Raw genomic sequence first — 16034 nt, 5'->3', positions numbered from 1 at the left:
GTGCGACTGGTGTGACACGTTGTGACCCATGTCACCCTGCGCCCCTCCATGACCGGGGCGCGTGATGCCGCCCCAACAACACACCGCACACCGCACACGCTTAACGTCGATCGGAGGCCCCGGCGCTCTCCGTCGCGATGCGGGGCGGCAAACCGGCCAGCAGACTGCGTCGAGCCGAGTCCACATGCTCCTCGGCCCGGCGGGCCAGTGTCCGGATGTCGCCCGAGCGCAGGAGAGCGGCGAGTTCGCGGTGCTCATCGATCACACGCGCGCGGTAGTGGTCGTAGGCCGCGTCGACGCGTCGCAAGTGGAACAAGTGCAGTTGGGAACGGATCGTCCGCCAGGCGGTGGTCAGTCTGCCGTTGCCGGCGGCGGCGTAGATCTGGTCGTGGAAGGCGATGTCCAGCGCCACCAGCCGGTGGGCTTCACCGCCCGCAGCGATCTCGGTCGCCATCTCGGCCACCAGCCGGTCGAGTTGAGCGAGGTGCTCCTCGGGCGCGGCCCGTCGCGCGGTGGTCGCGGCCAGCCGGTCGAGTGCGGCCCGTAGCGCGTACACCTCTTCCACGTCTTCGGCCGTCACCTCGATGACGGTGGTGCCGCGGTGCCAGCCGCCGCGTACCAGTCCTTCCTGCGTCAGCCGGGCGAGCCCTTCGCGGACCGATCCGCGGCTGACCCCGAGGCGTTCGGCCAGCTCCACCTCGCGGAGTGCGGCGCCGGGCGGGAAGTGGCCGGAGAATATGGCCGCGCGGATCAGGTCGGCGGCTTCGTCGGCGAGGCCGCGCCGGGCTGCCCTCGGCAGTGCGGATGACATGCGGGCAATGCTGGCATCCGGACAATGACCGACGTCAGGCCCGCCAGCCTGCGCCCATGGCATTGTCCGAATGTTGACATTAGGACAACGACCGGTCCACGCTGCTGCGGTCCACCGCGCCCATCGGAGGGGACCCTGTGCCTCATCGCCCCGCTGCCCATCTGGCCATCCCCGTCAACGACCTCACCGCCGCCCGCGACTTCTACGGGAAGGTGCTCGGCCTGACCGAGGGACGCAGCACCGACCACTGGGTGGACTGGAACCTGGAAGGGCATCAACTGGTGACCCACGTAGTGGCGGCCGCATCCTGGCCGATCGGTACGAGGTTGGTGGGGCCCGATGCGGCGGGCAACGCATGGGAGTTCAAGTCCTTCCGCGACGAGTCGATGGTGTTCGCCCGATGAGGGGCGTACTGGTCAGCGGCGGTTCGCGGGGCATCGGCCGGGCCGTCGCGATGGCCTTCGCCACGGGCGGTGACCGCGTCGCCGTGCAGTACGCCGGTCGTCGTGCGGACGCCGAGGAGACCCTGCGCCTCCTGCCGGGCGACGGGCACACTCTCCTCCAGGCCGACCTCGGCGAGCCCGGCGCGGCCGAGCGGACCGTGAACGAGGCGGTGGCCGCACTCGGCGCGGTAGACGTACTGGTGAACAACGCGGCCGTGGCGCCCACGGCGGAGACCCGGCATCCGATCGCCGAGACTCCGCTGGACCACTGGCAGCAGGTGTGGCGGCGGATGGTGGACGTCAACCTCCTCGGGGCGGCCGACCTGTGCTGGGCCACGGCCCGCCACCTCGTCGACCGGGGTGCCGGCGGCGCGATCGTGAACGTCGGCTCGCGCGGCGCCTTCCGCGGCGAACCCGACTTCCCGGCCTACGGGGCGACCAAGGCGGCGCTGCACGCCCTCGGCCAGTCCCTTGCCGTGGCGCTGGCCCCGCACGGCATCACCGTCACCTCCGTCGCGCCGGGATTCGTGGCCACCGAACGACAGGCGGCGAAACTGTCGGGCCCGCAGGGCGAGCGCCTGCGCGCGGAGAGTCCGTTCGGGCGGGTCGGTACCCCGGAGGAGATCGCCGCCACCGTGCACTTCCTCGCGTCCCCGGCCGCGACATGGGCGTCGGGAACCGTCGTGGACCTCAACGGCGCGTCTCACCTGCGCACCTGACACTCACTCACCGACCATCACAAGTTCAGACCCTGCCGGATCGCTGTCTCCACGGGAGAGTACGCGCCGTCGGTCCGCTCCAGTTCGTACGGCGCGGCCGACATCAACGGTGGCTGCGCCATGAAGCGGGGTCGTGTCCCGTGATGCGGCTGGGCCGCGTGCACCAGGAACGGATGGCACAGAAAGACGTCGCCCGGGGACCCGGTGGCGAGGGCGACGGGCCGGTGGGCGGATGCCGCCGCGAGGTCCGGCGCGATGTCCAGGACGCTCGCGCCCTGCTCCCCGTACGGTTCAAGGACCTTCGGCACGTCCAGGTGGCTGCCGACCCGGATCCGGGTAGGGGCGTCCTCCTCCCCCACCTCGCTGAACAGGAACAGCATCAGCAGCGCCCGGCCGCGTGAGCGGAGATTGGTGAAGGGCCAGTCCTCGCCGTCCACCGCGTAGCTGCCCTCGATGTGCCAGCCCGCGTCGTCGGGCTCCTCCTCGTGCGGGAAGCGCAGCGGAAAGGTGCCGAGGGAGTAGCGCGGCTCCCAGCGCCCGGCGCCCACCAGCAGGTCGTACGCCCGGTGCAGAGCCGGGGAGTTGGGCGCGGCGGCGAACGGCCCCTGCGCCATCCCACCGACCCAGTGCACGGGCCGCGTCCACGTCTCCGGGTCGTCAGGGTCGCAGCCGGTCTCCCGCCACAGCAGCCGCGCGCAGCTCGCGGCCACGCGGGGCGCGACGGCCCCCTCCAGCTTGACGAAGCCGTCGCGGAGGAAGCGGGATGTCAAGGTCTTGTCGTCCATGGCTTCATCGTGCGACGCGGCCCGTCCGGCACACCCGACACATGCCGCACCGCTTTTCTCGGGTGCGGCGGTCATCCTCGTCTCGTCCGCTGAGCGTGCCTGTTGTTGCCGTCCGGAGGCTGGACCGTCTGACTCCCGGTACGCGGCGCCCCGCAGGGTAAGCGGTGCAGTCGGTTCTCCTCGTCCGCCAGGTGGGATGAACCCCGGCGCGTGACAGGCCGGGGCGCAATGCGAACGTGGTGCGCATGACCACTGACACACCAGCAGACGTACGCGTCACCGACGCATGGAGCCAGATCATGGAATGGCTGGCCGACTACACCCCACCGTCGTATGCGGCCCTCAGACTCGGCGCCCACGACAGAGACATCACGGCCCTGGAAGAAGCCCTCGCCGTGAGCGTTCCCGAGGAGTTGAAGGCACTGTGGCGGCTGTCCGCCGGTGAGAACGGTGTCAACGGCTCAGGGCTCATGCTGGGGAACTGGGCCCTGATGCCGCTCGACGCCGTGATCGAGGTGCACCGGAGACAGATGCGGTTACGGAGCAGCGGCGAGGGCGCGGCCGGCGACGTGGGCGGCATCGAGGGCGAGGAGGCCCCGGCGTCATGGAAGCCGTCATGGATACCCTTCTGCTCCCGCACCCCCGAGGACACCGCCTACGGCCTCTACTTGGACGGCGAGACCGGGGAGGTCTGGCAGTGGACCAGGTTCGCGGAGCGCGTACGGAAGTACAAGTCGCTCCCCGCCTACCTGGAACTCATGGCGATCAGCCTCGAAGCCCCCGTGACAGGGTCCGGCCCCGAGAAGCCCGGCATGCTGGGCGGCGCCCTGGTATGGGGACCGCCTTCCGACGAGGAGCGCAGGGACCAGTGGGTTCGCCACCTCGGCCAGGCCCCGCCGCGCCACCCCGCGAAGACGCTCGGCGCGATTCGGGAGGCCCTGCCTGTCGATGACCGTACGGAGTTCGACGATCAGCGCGACGCGCTCGACCTGGCAGACTCCGAGGCGGTCGCGGCCTTCCTGGATCAGTGGTGGGGGCGCGCGGTGCAGGCCCAGGAGGAGCTGGAGGACCAAGTCGCCGCCGCACTGCGTGGGAACGTCCTGGTCAGCCCCGGCCGCACACTGGCGCCGGAGTACGAGGCGACACTGGCGCCCGCCATCCGCCACCGCCCGCCGTCCCTGGACGACATCCGCAGCGCCCTGCGCCACGAGAGCGTCCGCGCCCGGTTCAACCGGGACTTGATGAACGCGATCCCGCCGCACTACCCGGCGTTGCTACTGCGGTGGTGGGACCTCGCCCGCCTGATGGCCGACCCGCGCGGCGACCGAGCCGTTCGCGCTGTCATCAAGGGCCGCGACGCCTCGGACTGACCGGTTCGCGTGGGCGGGGCCGACATTGGGCCGCCGCGAGGAGAGCAAGCTGAAGTCTTACGTCGTCGACGAGATCGGCACTCCGCCCGTCTGCTGAACTCGTCTCGGACGCGGCTGACTTGGCAGGCCACCGAGTCGGCCGTGACCCGCACCTTGGCGCACGTCGGCGGCCTCGACGCGGCGGTGGCCAACGCCGGATTCACGTCCGGTGACTCCATCGGGGCCGGCGACCCGACGCTGTGGTCGCCCATGGTCCTCACCAACCCTCGGGCTCGCCCCGCCGCCCATGCCACCCTGCCCCACCTCGATATCACGGGCGGACGGCTGGTACCCGGCCACCAAATGGGCCACTACCGGACGCGCTGAAAACCTGCGCCCGTACGCCACGACCGCGGCATCGGTGCCACCCTCGTCACCCTGGCATGATCGACACGCCGTTCTGGCAGGGCATCGACGTACCTCCGTTCGCCCTGCCTGCCCAGCCCGTCGCCAAACCGGTCTGACCGCGACTCACCCGCCCCGCCCCCCCCCCGAACCGAAAGGTCCCCGTGCCCCGTACCACCCCCCCACGCCCCGTCGACGTCGAGGCCCTTCCCAGGGCTGCAGGCCTTCCGGCGAACCACCACCCGGCTGCACCCGAGTTTTGGCAACCCGGGCCCTGCTCAGAGTTCGGTGGGCGGCCCCCTGTGGTGGCCCGCCGACGAGTCGTGGCCGGTGTGCACGAGCGTGCACCGCAAGCACAGCGGGTACCGCCTGACGGATCTGCGCGCGGGGCGCCGCCTCCTCGACGCGGCCCGGCGTCGCGACCCCGAGCACGGCCCGAACGACGCGGAACGCGAGACGCTGCGGCGGCTGGAGCGGCGGGTGCGGGCGGTGCCCGGCATCGTGGACGACGACCCCGTTCCGTTGTTGGCGGCGCAACTCTTCGCCCGTGACATACCGGACCTACCGGCCGGGCCCGGTGGCGCCGACCTGCTGCAGGTCCTGTGGTGCCCCTTCGAGGCGCACGGACCGGACCGCACGATCGACGTGGTCCTCAGATGGCGCCACACGGACGATGTCACCGAGGTCCTCGACGTGCAGCCGGAACCGTTGATCGTGGGCCGTACGTGGTGCGTGCCCAACGCGTGTGTCCCGGACCCGGAGCAGGTCGTCGAGTACGAGTACGCCGACCTGCTCCCGCAGACCCTGCGGCGAGCCATCGACGCGTGGGAGGACGAGCAACTGACCCGGCAGGAAGCGGCGCTGGAGGACGAGGCGCCGTGGGGCAATCACGCGGACAGCGCCTCGTTCGACGCCGCGACGGCCGCCCGCCCCGACACACCGGAGATCCACTCCTACCAGCACGATCTGTCCATCGCGCCCGGCTGGAAGGTCGGCGGCTACGCCACCTGGCACCTCACCGGCCCCGCCCGCGTCGACTGCGCCGCGTGCGGTACGCCGATGCGGCCCCTGCTCACCGTCGAGGACGGCGAATGGGACGGCACAACCACCTGGGTCCCGCTCGAGGACCGCCACCTCATCGGGGTCCCGGGCGCCTCGACCCCTACGGGAGTCCAGCTGGGCCGCGGCCTGCTCCGTATCTTCACCTGCCCCACCGACATCGGCCATCCCCATCGACTGAGCTTCCAGTGACCGCGGCACTATGGGCGGGCCGTCACTCCTCCGCGCCTCGTCGGCTCGGACACGGCGGGGCACTCGTCGCTGGTCGGATACGGTGACGAAGTGAGCGAGGGCCTGCCTACCGACATAGCCGACGTGCTTGCGGCGCTCCTGAACAGGGACACGCCGGTCCATGTCGCGCTCAGGAGTCAGATTCCGCACCTACGCGTGCGAGAACACTGCACATGTGGGTGCGGCACCGCCTACTTCGAGCTCAGCACCGGCGACATAACGTCCGCGCCGACCGGCCCCGGCACAGTCGTGGCGGCGGAGGCGCAGCTGCTCACCGACGCGGGCGAATGCCCCGGTGAGATCCTGGTCTTCGTCCAGGACGGCCGTCTGTCATGGCTGGAAGTCTGTTCATGGAGCGATGACATCGAAGTGACCCTGACGGCCGCGCGTCACTGGTTGCCCGCATGCTCCTGCGCCTGAATGCCTCGGTGTGAGCAGGCCAGTCTGCAAGCGCATGGCCGACTGCGCCGCTGAGGGCTCCGGTCAGGATCCACTCCGCTGCTACGAAAATCACCAGCCACCCAGCCCCACCCCGGACAGGATGCCCTACGTGAATCATGTCCTGTGCGGGCTGGCCGCCAATACTGCCCTGCCCTCCGAGCTGGTCGATCGGCTGATAGCGGTCGCGGACGCCGACATCGCCTGGCACCTAGCCGACCGTGCGGATCTCAGTCGTGCACAGGCGCTCGCGCTGACATCGCGCGTCGAGGAGAGCGCCGCATGGCTTGCGTACGCGGGACGACTGACCCCCGCCGACATCGACCCCTCTGAACAGCCGGACGCCGCCCTCTCCCTACTCGCGAAGGATGTCGGCTGTCCGGAATGGGCACGTCTCCTCGCAACGGACCCGGTCCCCGAGCGACGGAAGAAACTCGCTGCTTGCCCCGGCCTTCCTCCCGACGTGGTCCGGACACTCAGCACTGACCCTGCCGTACGGGTCGTGGCGGAGCTCGCGTCGGCAACCACTCCCGCCGTAACCGCCGAACTCGCGGCGCATCCGCATGTCGAAGTGCGCCGCGCCGTGGCCTCCAACGAGGCGACACCCCCGGCCGTACTGGCGGCGCTGCTCACCGGCGAGGGTCTGCCTCCCGCGCAATGGTGTCTGGTCTGCGAGCGGCACAGAACAACGGCCGTGGATCAGCGACAGCACCCGCTGCCCGACCACGTTCCACTGCCGGACGCCAGGTGCGACGGCGCGCATGAGTCGGCCGTGCACGACATACGGCAGATGACACTGAGCAACCCCGCCACCCCCGCCGACGCCGTCACCCGCTTCGCCGACCATCCGTCAGCGCTCCTGCGGTGGGCACTCGCCACTCGCACCGACCTGTCCTCGCGGGTGTACGAGCGGCTCGCCGTGGACCCGGACCCCTGCGTCCGGGCCGACCTCGCCCAGAACCCCGCGCTCGAAGACGACCTCATTCGCCTACTGGCCGACGACCATGAGCACGGAGTGAGACGCGACCTCGCCCACCACCCGCGCGTACCGCTCGATGTACTCGTCCGCCTGGCCGCGGGCAACACCAGGCTCGGCCCCACCGTGCTGCCGAGAATCGCCGCCGCCAGTACGGCCGAGGTGGAGGAGCTGGCGCAGTCGCGCGACCCGGCCGCCCGGAAGCTCGTGGCTCAACGACGTGACCTGCCGGCCCGGATCCGCCAGGCGCTCGCCGCCGACCCCGACGCGAAAGTGGTGAAGGCGATCGCTCCCCATCCAGGTCTTTCCGAGGCACAGCTACGTGCCATGGTCGACCGGCACGGCGTACGAGTCGTCGCCAAGGTGGCGGCCAATCCGGACGCGTCCCCGACCCTGCTGGAAGACCTGACCCGGTACCAGCCTCCGGTACGCAAGGCGCTCCGCGAGATCGCTCGGCACCCTCGTGCGACGGTCGCGGCGCTCCGCACCTGCCTGACGGACCCGCAGGCGCGCCCTCTGGCCGCCGGCCACCCGGCCCTTCCGCCGCACGACATTGTGGAGTTGATCGCCGACACCGACTGGCAAGTGGTAGAGGCCGCGACCAGTAACTCCTCCCTGCCACTTGCTGTCATGTCGGATCTGATAGCTCAGCGGTGTTCCCAATAGTCGCGCTGCGGCAACTGCACCCACGCATCAGGAGGCCCGACGTGCATCGAGCGGGCGCAGTCCGGCGAAGGCGCAGGAGTAGGCCACAGCGTTGTACTGGTAGGGGTGGCGGCATGGCTTGCTCGGCGCTGTCGCCCGCCTGCGGTCCGCGGTCCGCCCCCGGGGTGCAGGTCCCAGCCGACAGCCGACTGAGCACCCCGGGCAACTGTGCGCGTACCCCCACGGTTGGGTCAGCGGCGACGAATGCCCGCGCGTTGTCGGGCCTCCTGGACACGACGGCCTCCCACAATGCCGTCACTCCGTTCTCCAGGGCATCCATGTCGGCGACTCGCGTGGCCAGCTCCATGACGACCTCCGGGGAGCCGAACACCGCCGCCCGGTGCAACGGCCGTCCCCCGCTCCATCCCTCCGGCTCGGCCCCCTGTGCAAGACGCCGACGTATCGTTCGCACGCGTCGGCGTTGTGCCGCTCCGCGCTTCCGCTTCAAGGCCCCGCAGGGGAAGATCACGGAGGTCCGTGCATCCGCCCGGCCCTGCTCGCAACTCCCGGGGGATCCCATGTACCGTCGCGCCCGCCCTGTGACCACGGCTCTCGCAGGCTTCGCAATCCTGACAGCCGTGGCGACAGCCTGCTCCGGCTCGGCGGAGACGCCGGAGCCTTCCTCGTCGAAGGCAATGGTCGGCGCTCCGGCCGCGTCCCCCGCGCAACGGGTGTCCCGCCCCGACCATGAACGGCTCGACAACGCAGCCCGCCATCTGCTCGACAGCACCGGCCTTCTGGACGCGGACGACGACGGCTTCATCGCGTCCGGGACGCTCGCGATCCCCGGGCAGAACGTGGACGAGACCATTGAGTCCGGCACCGCGCTGCGCGTGAGGATGGCCTGCGGGGGAGAAGGAACGGTCACGTTCACGGCCGTGTCCGGGACCGCCAGAGCCGTCAGGCACATCGACTGCACGCGATCAGCGACCAAGGAGCTTCACCTCACCACGGCAGCGCCGCGCCTCGCGGTCCGGGCGGACTCCGCCACACCGGACACGATCGGCACCGCCTACGTGGTACGCCGCGCCGACGAAAATTGAACGCCGCATGCGCGGCCCACCCCGTGACGGTGTGGCAACGGCGGCGGTCGCGACCGCCATCCGTCCCACGTGGACCCCAGCTCCACCGACGGTGGCGGTGGCAGTAGCGGTGGCCCGGAGCACACTGCATGAGCCGGCGCGAGCTCGATCAGTGTCGCTGACTCAGTCCCGGGGGTGGCGGCATTCGGGGGGCGGGTTGCGGGTGTTGGCGATGACCGTGTCGAGGCGGTCGCGCGCCGCGAGCAGGTCGGTGATTCGCTCGCTGATCCGCGCGCGCTCGGCCTCCAGGTGGTCCAGGAGTCCGGGTACCACCGTGCCGGAGTACACGCACGGCAGCACCTCGCGCACCGACCTGCTCGGCAGGCCCGCCGCGAAGAGCTGCTGGATCAGTTTGACCCGGTCGACAGCGGAGTCGGGGTACTGGCGCTGTCCCCCGGCACTCCGCTCGGGGGACAGCAGATCCTGCTCCTCGTAGTAGCGCAGGGCTCGCACGCTCACCCCGGCCTCCCTGGCCACCTCGCCGATACGCACGAACCCTCCGCCCCACGGGCTACTCCGCCCGCGACTTGCATCTCACGTCAATGTCAGGTTTTAGCGTAGTCGACGTCAAGGCACACCGAGACGACCGAGCAGAACCGAGCGAAGAGGCAGGACGTCATGCGCGCAGCCCGTTACCACGAGTACGGCGGTACGGAGACTCTGAGGGTCGAGGAGGCCCCGGACCCGTTGCCCGGCCCGGGCGAGGTCCGCATCCGTACTACGGCGGCCAGTGTGAACCCGGTCGACTGGAAGGTGCGCAGCGGTGTGGTGCGCGAGCTGTTCCCGTTGGACCTGCCCGCGATTCCCGGTCGCGACGCCGTTGGTGTCGTGGACATGGTTGGGGAGGGCGTCGAGGGCGTGGACGTCGGGGACCGCGTCTTTGGGCTCGGCGGCCTGACGGGAGCGACGGCGGAACTGGTCGTGCTCTCCGCCTGGGCCACTGCGCCCGCTAACTGGACCGACGAGCAGGCGGCCGGGGCCGGTCTCGCGTCCGTGACCGCGTTCGGCGGGCTCCATGCCCTCGGTCCGCTGGACGGGCGCACCCTGCTGATCGAGGGCGCCGCCGGAGGCGTCGGCAGCGCGGCGGTCGAGTTCGCCCTCGCGCAGGGGGCCACCGTGATCGGGACCGCCAGTGAGCGCAACCACGCCTTCCTCGCATCCCTCGGCGCGATTCCCACGACCTACGGCGCGGGCCTCGCACAGCGCCTCACCGACCTGGCGCCGAACGGCGTCGACCTCGTACTCGACGCCGCCGCCTCCGGCTCACTCGCCGACCTCGTCGCGATTGCCGGTGCGGCGGACAGGGTCGTCACCGTCGCCGACCACCAGAACGCGGAGAGCCTGGGCGTACGGGTAGCCAACGCGGTCAACGACTCCGCACTCCTCGCCGAAGCGGCAGCCCTCGGCGAGCAGGGCCGTTACACCCCGCGGATCGAGCAGACGTACCGGCTGGAGGAGATCGTGCAGGCCCACGCCCACTCCGAGCGCGGACATGTACGGGGAAAGATCGTCGTCCTCATCTGATTCCGCACCGCGTACGCGTACCGAGGGAGGTGGGCCGGAGCGGCAGCGGCCAGAGCCGGTCGCCAGAGCCGGTCCACTTCCCGCGCCCGTGTGCCGGCGGACGGCCTTGGTCGTGTGCTTCGGACCCGCTACCAAGGCCGCACACATGGCGCGTGTTTCTTTCGCACGGCGCTCCTGTGCGGCCTTGGTAGCGGGCTTGCTTATGTGTCACTTCCGTGTTACTTCCCGGGCGAGCAGATGTGCTCGGCCGGGGCGATCAGCCCACCGTCCACTTCTGGTTGGCGCCGCCCGAGCAGGTCCAGATCTGGAGCCGGGTGCCGTTGGCGGAACTGTTGCCGGTCGCGTCCAGGCACTTGTTCGCCTGTGGGTTGACGATGTCGTTCGCTGAGCTGACGGCCCACTTCTGCGCGGCCGTCCCGTTGCAGTCGTAGAGCTGTACGGGGGTGCCGTCGGCCGTGCCGCCGCTGGCCACGTCCAGGCACTTGCCGAGGGCGCGGATCGTGCCGTCGGAGCCCACGGTCCACTGCTGCGCGGCGGTGCCGTTGCAGTCGTAGAGCTGTACGGGGGTCCCGTTGGCGGGGTTCGCCCCGGCGACGTCCACGCACTTGCCCGCGATGCCCCTGATCGCGCCGCCCGTGGGCGTGTCACCCGTGGTCACCGTCACCGAGTCGACGACGAGTTGGGCGGGGAAGACCGTGGAGCTGTTGGGGTCGCCGGGCCAGTAGCCGCCGACCGCCAGGTTGAGTATGAGGAAAAAGGGCTTGTTGAAGGCCCAGGTCTTGCCGCTCACGTCGGCGGGCGTACGTGTCTGGTAGACGACGCCGTCGACCGACCACTTGATGGAGTTGGGCGCCCAGTCGACCGCGAAGGTGTGGAACGCGTCCGCGAACGCCTGCCCGCCCGGCAGCGTGTACCCGGCGCCGACACCGGCCGATCCGGAGTAGCCCGGGCCGTGGATGGTGCCGTGGACCGTGGAGGGCTCGAAGCCGACGTTCTCCATCACGTCGATCTCACCCGAGTTGGGCCAGCCGACCGAACCGATGTCGGTGCCGAGCATCCAGAACGCGGGCCACATGCCCTGCCCGCGCGGAATCTTCATGCGCGCCTCGACATGCCCGTACTGGGCGCTGAACTTGCCCGAGGTGTTCAGCCGGGCCGAGGTGTACTGGCAAGTTCCGTACCAGCACTGGTAGTTGGCCGGGTTCTCCTTCTTGGCCGTGATCACGAGGTGGCCCTGGCCGTCCAGGGCGGCGTTGTTGGTGCCGGAGGTGTAGTACTGGCGCTCGTGGTTGTTGACGTTGTCGCCGGTCTCCAGGGTCCATTTCGACCCGTTGACCGCGCTGCCCGCGGGGCCGTCGAACGTGTCGGAGAACGTCACGGCGGCAGCGGCAGCGGGGGCAGCAGTGGGGGCGGGGGCGGCATTCGACGGTTCTGCTTGAGCCACGCCGGTGGCGGCGGATGCGACCAGTGTCGCGGACAGGGCTGCGAGCAGACATCTGCGCAGCAGACGGTGGGAGTTCACGTCTCGATCCTTCCTGGGTGGTGGGGCACGACATGGGCAGGCCGAGATGAGGGTGAAGGTGGAGCTGTTTCGCCTGTTGATTTAAGAAGTGAAGTAAGTGGGCGTCAAGGTGTTGGCACGGACCAAACGTTGATCGCGGCGAGCCCGCGCGCCTCGCCCCACGAGGCCTGGCCGAGACCGTAGGCCCGTCGTAAGCCGTCGCAGGCCGTCGTAAGCCGTCGTAAGCCGTAGTAAGCCGTCGGAAAATCCGTGGAGCCCGCGGATCTCCCTGGCTAGGGTCGCGGCATGAGTACTCGCACCTTCCGCGTCACCGTCCGCGGTGTTTTCGACGGGCTCAGCAGCGATCAGCGCGCCGCGCTCCTGGCCGACGCAGCGGAGCACGACGTCCTGCGCGCCGCATTCACGCGCGAAGGGCACCTCAGTTACGACCTGGCCGCGCGTCCCGCCTTCACCTTCCGTTTCCTGGACTCAGGAGAAGAAGAGGAAGACATCCTGGAGGCGTCCGAACGCGCCGAGGAGACGGCGAAGGCGTGGCTCGCGGAACACGGCTACGGCTACAAGAACCTCCGCGTCCGCGCCGAGGACCTGTCCCAGGCCCCCTTGAGCAAACGCCAGCGTCGCGCCGCCGCACAGGGCACCGCCTGACAAGACCCTCAGCGTCGATAGTCGCCACTGAAATCGCCCCGGGCAGAGGATGTCAGGTCAGGGGCACAGTTCCATGTCACTACAGTCGCCCCTCCTCTCCCGCTCTACAGCCCGCGGGCTCCGGATCGAGGTGATCCGGAGCCCGCTCGCATGTTTGCTGGGTGGGTTGTTTTCGACGCTTCCGACACACCTGTGCGCCACCGGCATCGGTCCCACCAACCTGCGGTCAGTGAGCCACCCCGGTTCGGCGGGCGGTCGTGGCGTTGCGGCTGAGGAAGAAGCCCAGGGCGATCATGCCGATGCCGAGAACGAAGTGCAGCCAGTTGTCGGCCGTGTTCACCGGTACGAAGTTGGCGTCGCTGGTGCGGTCGATGAGCAGGCCGTACAGCCACAGCACGAGATAGATCGCGCCGCCGACGACCAGGTAGTTGCGGGCGGCGCCGGCGCTGCGGGCTAGAGCGAGGCCGGCGATGCCGAAGAGCAGGTGCACGATGTTGTGCAGGATGGACACCTGGAAGATGCCCAGGAGCTTGGCCTCCGAGTGGTGGGCCGCGAATTCCATGGTGCTGTAGTGCGTCGTGATGCCGGGTATGAAGCCCAGGATGCCGACGAGCAGGAAGACGGCTCCGACGACCATGGCGGCCTGTTGCACGGGCGTGCGGGTGGGTGTCACGGAGCGGGCGGATGTAGTCATCGCTTGTCCCTTTGTCTTGCGCGGGCCGAGGGGGGCCCTCGCGTGTGACGTCGCCAGTACCCGTAGGGGGGAATCGAAACCATGGATGGCTGTATGCCGTACGTCGCGACGGCTAGTACGGATGTGTGTCGGCCACGGATGTGTGTCGGCCAGGGGTGTGTGTCAGCCTCGGGACAGCACACCACGGGCACATCCAGGGGAGAGGTGCGTTCGGCACCCCGGGCCGCCATGTAGCTTGACACGGCAACCTCGGCAGTCCGGCATAAGGATAGGAACCATGGAACAGCGGGCCTTCGGCAGGAGCAAGCAGCAGGTGTCCGTGATCGGCTTGGGCACCTGGCAACTGGGGGCCGACTGGGGTGACGTGAAGGAGGAGGACGCCCTGGCGGTGCTGGATGCCGCCGTCGAGTCGGGAGTGACCTTCTTCGACACCGCCGACGTGTACGGGGACGGCCGCAGCGAGCAGCTCATCGGCCAGTACCTGCGCCGGCGCCCGGACGCGGACGTCCTGGTGGCGACGAAGATGGGCCGCCGCGTGGAGCTGGATCCGGCGCTGTACACGCTGGAGAACTTCCGCGCTTGGACGGACCGCTCACGCCGCAATCTCGGGGTGGACCGGCTCGACCTGGTGCAGTTGCACTGCCCGCCGACGCCGGTGTACTCCTCCGACGCCGTCTTCGACGCCCTGGACACCCTCGTGGAGGAGGGCCGGATCGCGGCGTACGGGGTGAGCGTGGAGACGTGTGAGGAGGCGCTGACCGCCATCGCCCGGCCGGGCACGGCGAGCGTACAGATCATCTTCAACCCGTTCCGGCTGAAGCCGCTGGAGGAGGTCCTGCCCGCAGCGGCGGAGGCCGGGGTCGGCATCATCGCCCGGGTGCCGCTCGCCAGCGGGCTTCTGTCCGGCCGGTACACGAAGGACACGGTCTTCGCCGCGAACGACCACCGCTCGTTCAACCGGCACGGCGAGGCCTTCGACCAGGGTGAGACCTTCGCGGGGGTCGACTTCGCGACGGGCGTCGAGGCCGCCGCCGAGTTCTCCGCGCTGGCGCCCGAAGGTGCCAGCCCGGCGCAGACTGCACTGCGCTGGATCCTCCAGCAGCCGGGCGTCTCCTCCGTCATTCCCGGCGCCCGCAACCCCGAGCAGGTCCGCGGCAACGCCCAGGCCGCCGCGCTGGCCCCGCTGCCCCAGTCGACGCTCGACGCCGTCCAGGCCCTGTACGACGACAAGGTCCGCGGCCAGGTGCACCACCGCTGGTGATCGGACGGTCACGCATACGCCCTGTTCCGGGCGGTGCCGACCGGACGCGCGAGACCCCGCCACCAACATTCGAAGGAGGCGGGGTCCGCGCGGGCGCGCGTCCGTCAGCGGTTCGTCTCGTCGTCCGATTCGTCCGCCTGGGGCGCAAGGCCCGCCTCTTCGAGGGCCTCGGACATCGTGCGGCCGGTCGCGCCGTTCGTGTCCTCATGGGAAGCGTTCTGCTGCCCCGCCTGCTGATTCAGCAGCGCGTCATTGGTGGAGTCGGTCTTGGGGCGGCTTTCCTCGGGCGTGGTCATGGTGTCCTCCAGACGAAACCGGTCATCAGGTGTTACTGAGGGGCAAGGAGTGCTTGCTGTGACTCAGTGATCCGGCGAGTACCCAGGAGAGATCACCGAAAAAGTCCCGTAAAGAGAGAATCGCCCACGTTTTTGGCGTGTACGCGTGCTGGGCGGCCCGCACCCGCCGGCGTCGCCGGCCCTGGCTCGCCGCCCCGTGACCCGTACGCGGAGCACTGCGTCGGCGAGGAGCCAGGAGCCGGCACCGGCTTTCCGTCCCCCGGTCCGTCCTACTGCGGGGCCGAGGGCGACGGAGAGGTCGAGGTCGACGGCGAGGGCGACGGCTGGTTCGCGGGCTCGCACAGCTTGTCCAGGTCGGCCGCGGGGGTGCCCAGGTTCAGGACCTTGATGAGCGCGACGAGCGCTTTGCATATCGCGACGGGGTCCTGCTGCGGGGCGCTCGGGTCGGCTTGCGGGGCACTCGGGGCGGCCTGCGGGGCGCTCGGGGCGGCCCAGGCCACGACGGGCGCGGCGACGAACAGGGCCAAGGCGGCGGACACGGATACTGCTGTTTTGCGGATCACGAGCTTTCCCTTCATCGGCCGGCTTCGCGCCGGAACGTCCTTCGATGGTGCGGGAGTCACGCGAGCGGCCCCAGACAGCAACGCCCGAATGAGTGACCGGGGCCCCGTGATGCCCTTCTGGTGGTGATCGGGGCGGTTCTCAGGACGGGCGCCGCGGAAGCCGAGCGAGGCCGCGGCGTCCGCGCCCGGCCGCAGTTCCTCGCGTGCCGTCAGCACCCGGTCGACGTCCACCAGGCGGACCCAGAGACTGTCGGCCAGCAGATGCTTCAGGGGTTCGTCCACGGCACCGTCGTAGGCGAGGTGGGTGCGGGCGTCGAGGTCGATGAGGAAGCGCCCAGAGGGCGGCATATGCCTGCCGGGAGGCGGGCGCGACCTCGGTGACCTGCACGAGCCCCGGCTTCGAGCGGTACAGGGCGTAGTCGGTGACCTCTCCCCCGCGCCCCAGATGCACTGTGAAGCACAGCGCCGTTGCGCCGTCGGCAAGGCGCGCCTCTCCGTACGGTCGACCCAACCGCGGACCGTAGTC

18 protein-coding genes are annotated in these 16034 nt (G+C 70.1%); 11 read left to right on the top strand and 7 right to left on the bottom strand.

From position 1 onward, the window contains the following. Positions 1-100: 100 nt before the first annotated feature. Positions 101-811 carry a GntR family transcriptional regulator gene (locus tag ABZ877_RS07165; RefSeq protein ID WP_361065723.1) on the bottom strand — a complete coding sequence of 237 codons (711 nt, stop codon included), beginning with the start codon at positions 809-811 and terminating at the stop codon, positions 101-103. 137 nt (positions 812-948) lie between these two features. Between ABZ877_RS07165 and ABZ877_RS07160 the strand changes: the two genes are divergently transcribed. After that, on the top strand, positions 949-1215 hold the full coding sequence (locus tag ABZ877_RS07160) for a VOC family protein (protein ID WP_361065720.1): 267 nt from the start codon (positions 949-951) through the stop codon (positions 1213-1215). Continuing rightward, a complete protein-coding gene (locus ABZ877_RS07155) occupies positions 1212-1973 on the top strand; it encodes an SDR family oxidoreductase (protein WP_361065716.1) in 762 nt (253 codons plus the stop codon). The genes ABZ877_RS07160 and ABZ877_RS07155 overlap by 4 nt, the downstream gene beginning before the upstream one ends. Before the next feature lie 17 nt (positions 1974-1990). Here ABZ877_RS07155 and ABZ877_RS07150 read toward each other — a convergent pair whose 3' ends face one another. Beyond that, entirely contained in the window at positions 1991-2758 is a 768-nt protein-coding gene (locus tag ABZ877_RS07150; protein WP_361065713.1) for a phytanoyl-CoA dioxygenase family protein, read from the bottom strand. Positions 2759-3003: 245 nt separating this feature from the next. Here ABZ877_RS07150 and ABZ877_RS07145 point away from each other — a divergent pair, with 245 nt between their 5' ends. The 6 genes from ABZ877_RS07145 (at position 3004) to ABZ877_RS07120 (ending at position 8964) form a co-directional block, all read left to right on the top strand. After that, positions 3004-4128, top strand: coding sequence for an SMI1/KNR4 family protein (locus tag ABZ877_RS07145; RefSeq protein ID WP_361065710.1), 1125 nt, complete (start codon positions 3004-3006; stop codon positions 4126-4128). A gap of 141 nt (positions 4129-4269) precedes the next feature. Further along, a complete protein-coding gene (locus ABZ877_RS07140) occupies positions 4270-4494 on the top strand; it encodes a hypothetical protein (protein ID WP_361065707.1) in 225 nt (74 codons plus the stop codon). Between the two features lie 306 nt (positions 4495-4800). Continuing rightward, positions 4801-5763 (top strand): hypothetical protein, encoded by a 963-nt coding sequence (locus tag ABZ877_RS07135; RefSeq protein ID WP_361065704.1) that lies wholly within the window; start codon positions 4801-4803, stop codon positions 5761-5763. A gap of 90 nt (positions 5764-5853) precedes the next feature. Further along, on the top strand, positions 5854-6222 hold the full coding sequence (locus ABZ877_RS07130; protein ID WP_361065702.1) for a hypothetical protein: 369 nt from the start codon (positions 5854-5856) through the stop codon (positions 6220-6222). Positions 6223-6352: 130 nt separating this feature from the next. Further along, complete coding sequence (locus ABZ877_RS07125; protein WP_361065700.1) at positions 6353-7882, top strand: hypothetical protein; 1530 nt, start codon at positions 6353-6355, stop codon at positions 7880-7882. Between the two features lie 617 nt (positions 7883-8499). Beyond that, positions 8500-8964, top strand: a complete 465-nt coding sequence (locus tag ABZ877_RS07120) for a hypothetical protein (RefSeq protein ID WP_361065697.1) — start codon at positions 8500-8502, stop codon at positions 8962-8964. Between the two features lie 162 nt (positions 8965-9126). On the opposite strand, the gene ABZ877_RS07115 is transcribed toward ABZ877_RS07120, so the two are convergent. Continuing rightward, positions 9127-9495, bottom strand: a complete 369-nt coding sequence (locus ABZ877_RS07115; protein WP_361065694.1) for a MerR family transcriptional regulator — start codon at positions 9493-9495, stop codon at positions 9127-9129. Positions 9496-9621: 126 nt separating this feature from the next. Between ABZ877_RS07115 and ABZ877_RS07110 the strand changes: the two genes are divergently transcribed. Continuing rightward, a complete protein-coding gene (locus tag ABZ877_RS07110) occupies positions 9622-10527 on the top strand; it encodes an NADP-dependent oxidoreductase (RefSeq protein ID WP_361065691.1) in 906 nt (301 codons plus the stop codon). A gap of 256 nt (positions 10528-10783) precedes the next feature. On the opposite strand, the gene ABZ877_RS07105 is transcribed toward ABZ877_RS07110, so the two are convergent. After that, positions 10784-12049 (bottom strand): family 16 glycosylhydrolase, encoded by a 1266-nt coding sequence (locus ABZ877_RS07105; RefSeq protein WP_361065688.1) that lies wholly within the window; start codon positions 12047-12049, stop codon positions 10784-10786. 285 nt (positions 12050-12334) lie between these two features. Here ABZ877_RS07105 and ABZ877_RS07100 point away from each other — a divergent pair, with 285 nt between their 5' ends. Further along, entirely contained in the window at positions 12335-12694 is a 360-nt protein-coding gene (locus tag ABZ877_RS07100) for a DUF6204 family protein (RefSeq protein ID WP_361065685.1), read from the top strand. 226 nt (positions 12695-12920) lie between these two features. Here ABZ877_RS07100 and ABZ877_RS07095 read toward each other — a convergent pair whose 3' ends face one another. Next, positions 12921-13388, bottom strand: coding sequence for a DUF4383 domain-containing protein (locus ABZ877_RS07095; RefSeq protein ID WP_361065682.1), 468 nt, complete (start codon positions 13386-13388; stop codon positions 12921-12923). A gap of 277 nt (positions 13389-13665) precedes the next feature. Between ABZ877_RS07095 and ABZ877_RS07090 the strand changes: the two genes are divergently transcribed. Then, positions 13666-14649: an aldo/keto reductase gene (locus ABZ877_RS07090; protein ID WP_361065679.1), complete on the top strand. Its 984-nt coding sequence runs from the start codon at positions 13666-13668 to the stop codon at positions 14647-14649. A 104-nt stretch (positions 14650-14753) separates the two neighbouring features. On the opposite strand, the gene ABZ877_RS07085 is transcribed toward ABZ877_RS07090, so the two are convergent. Further along, entirely contained in the window at positions 14754-14945 is a 192-nt protein-coding gene (locus tag ABZ877_RS07085) for a hypothetical protein (protein ID WP_361065676.1), read from the bottom strand. A 269-nt stretch (positions 14946-15214) separates the two neighbouring features. Then, entirely contained in the window at positions 15215-15856 is a 642-nt protein-coding gene (locus tag ABZ877_RS07080; RefSeq protein WP_361065673.1) for a hypothetical protein, read from the bottom strand. Between the last annotated feature and the right edge of the window lie 178 nt (positions 15857-16034).

Origin of the sequence: Streptomyces sp. NPDC046939, from assembly GCF_040644575.1 — a bacterium.
Taxonomy (GTDB): Bacteria; Actinomycetota; Actinomycetes; order Streptomycetales; family Streptomycetaceae; genus Streptomyces.
The sequence above is the reverse complement of the archived record's forward strand: the minus strand, read 5'-3'. Positions and strand labels throughout refer to the sequence as shown.

What these genes read in the sequence shown, in the direction of transcription:
- ABZ877_RS07165 (WP_361065723.1), bottom strand. Translation starts at nt 811, where the DNA reads ATGTCATCCGCACTGCCGAGGGCAGCCCGGCGCGGCCTCGCCGACGAA.
- ABZ877_RS07155 (WP_361065716.1), top strand. Translation starts at nt 1,212, where the DNA reads ATGAGGGGCGTACTGGTCAGCGGCGGTTCGCGGGGCATCGGCCGGGCC.
- ABZ877_RS07150 (WP_361065713.1), bottom strand. Translation starts at nt 2,758, where the DNA reads ATGGACGACAAGACCTTGACATCCCGCTTCCTCCGCGACGGCTTCGTC.
- ABZ877_RS07145 (WP_361065710.1), top strand. Translation starts at nt 3,004, where the DNA reads ATGACCACTGACACACCAGCAGACGTACGCGTCACCGACGCATGGAGC.
- ABZ877_RS07110 (WP_361065691.1), top strand. Translation starts at nt 9,622, where the DNA reads ATGCGCGCAGCCCGTTACCACGAGTACGGCGGTACGGAGACTCTGAGG.
- ABZ877_RS07100 (WP_361065685.1), top strand. Translation starts at nt 12,335, where the DNA reads ATGAGTACTCGCACCTTCCGCGTCACCGTCCGCGGTGTTTTCGACGGG.
- ABZ877_RS07095 (WP_361065682.1), bottom strand. Translation starts at nt 13,388, where the DNA reads ATGACTACATCCGCCCGCTCCGTGACACCCACCCGCACGCCCGTGCAA.
- ABZ877_RS07090 (WP_361065679.1), top strand. Translation starts at nt 13,666, where the DNA reads ATGGAACAGCGGGCCTTCGGCAGGAGCAAGCAGCAGGTGTCCGTGATC.
- ABZ877_RS07085 (WP_361065676.1), bottom strand. Translation starts at nt 14,945, where the DNA reads ATGACCACGCCCGAGGAAAGCCGCCCCAAGACCGACTCCACCAATGAC.
- ABZ877_RS07080 (WP_361065673.1), bottom strand. Translation starts at nt 15,856, where the DNA reads ATGCCGCCCTCTGGGCGCTTCCTCATCGACCTCGACGCCCGCACCCAC.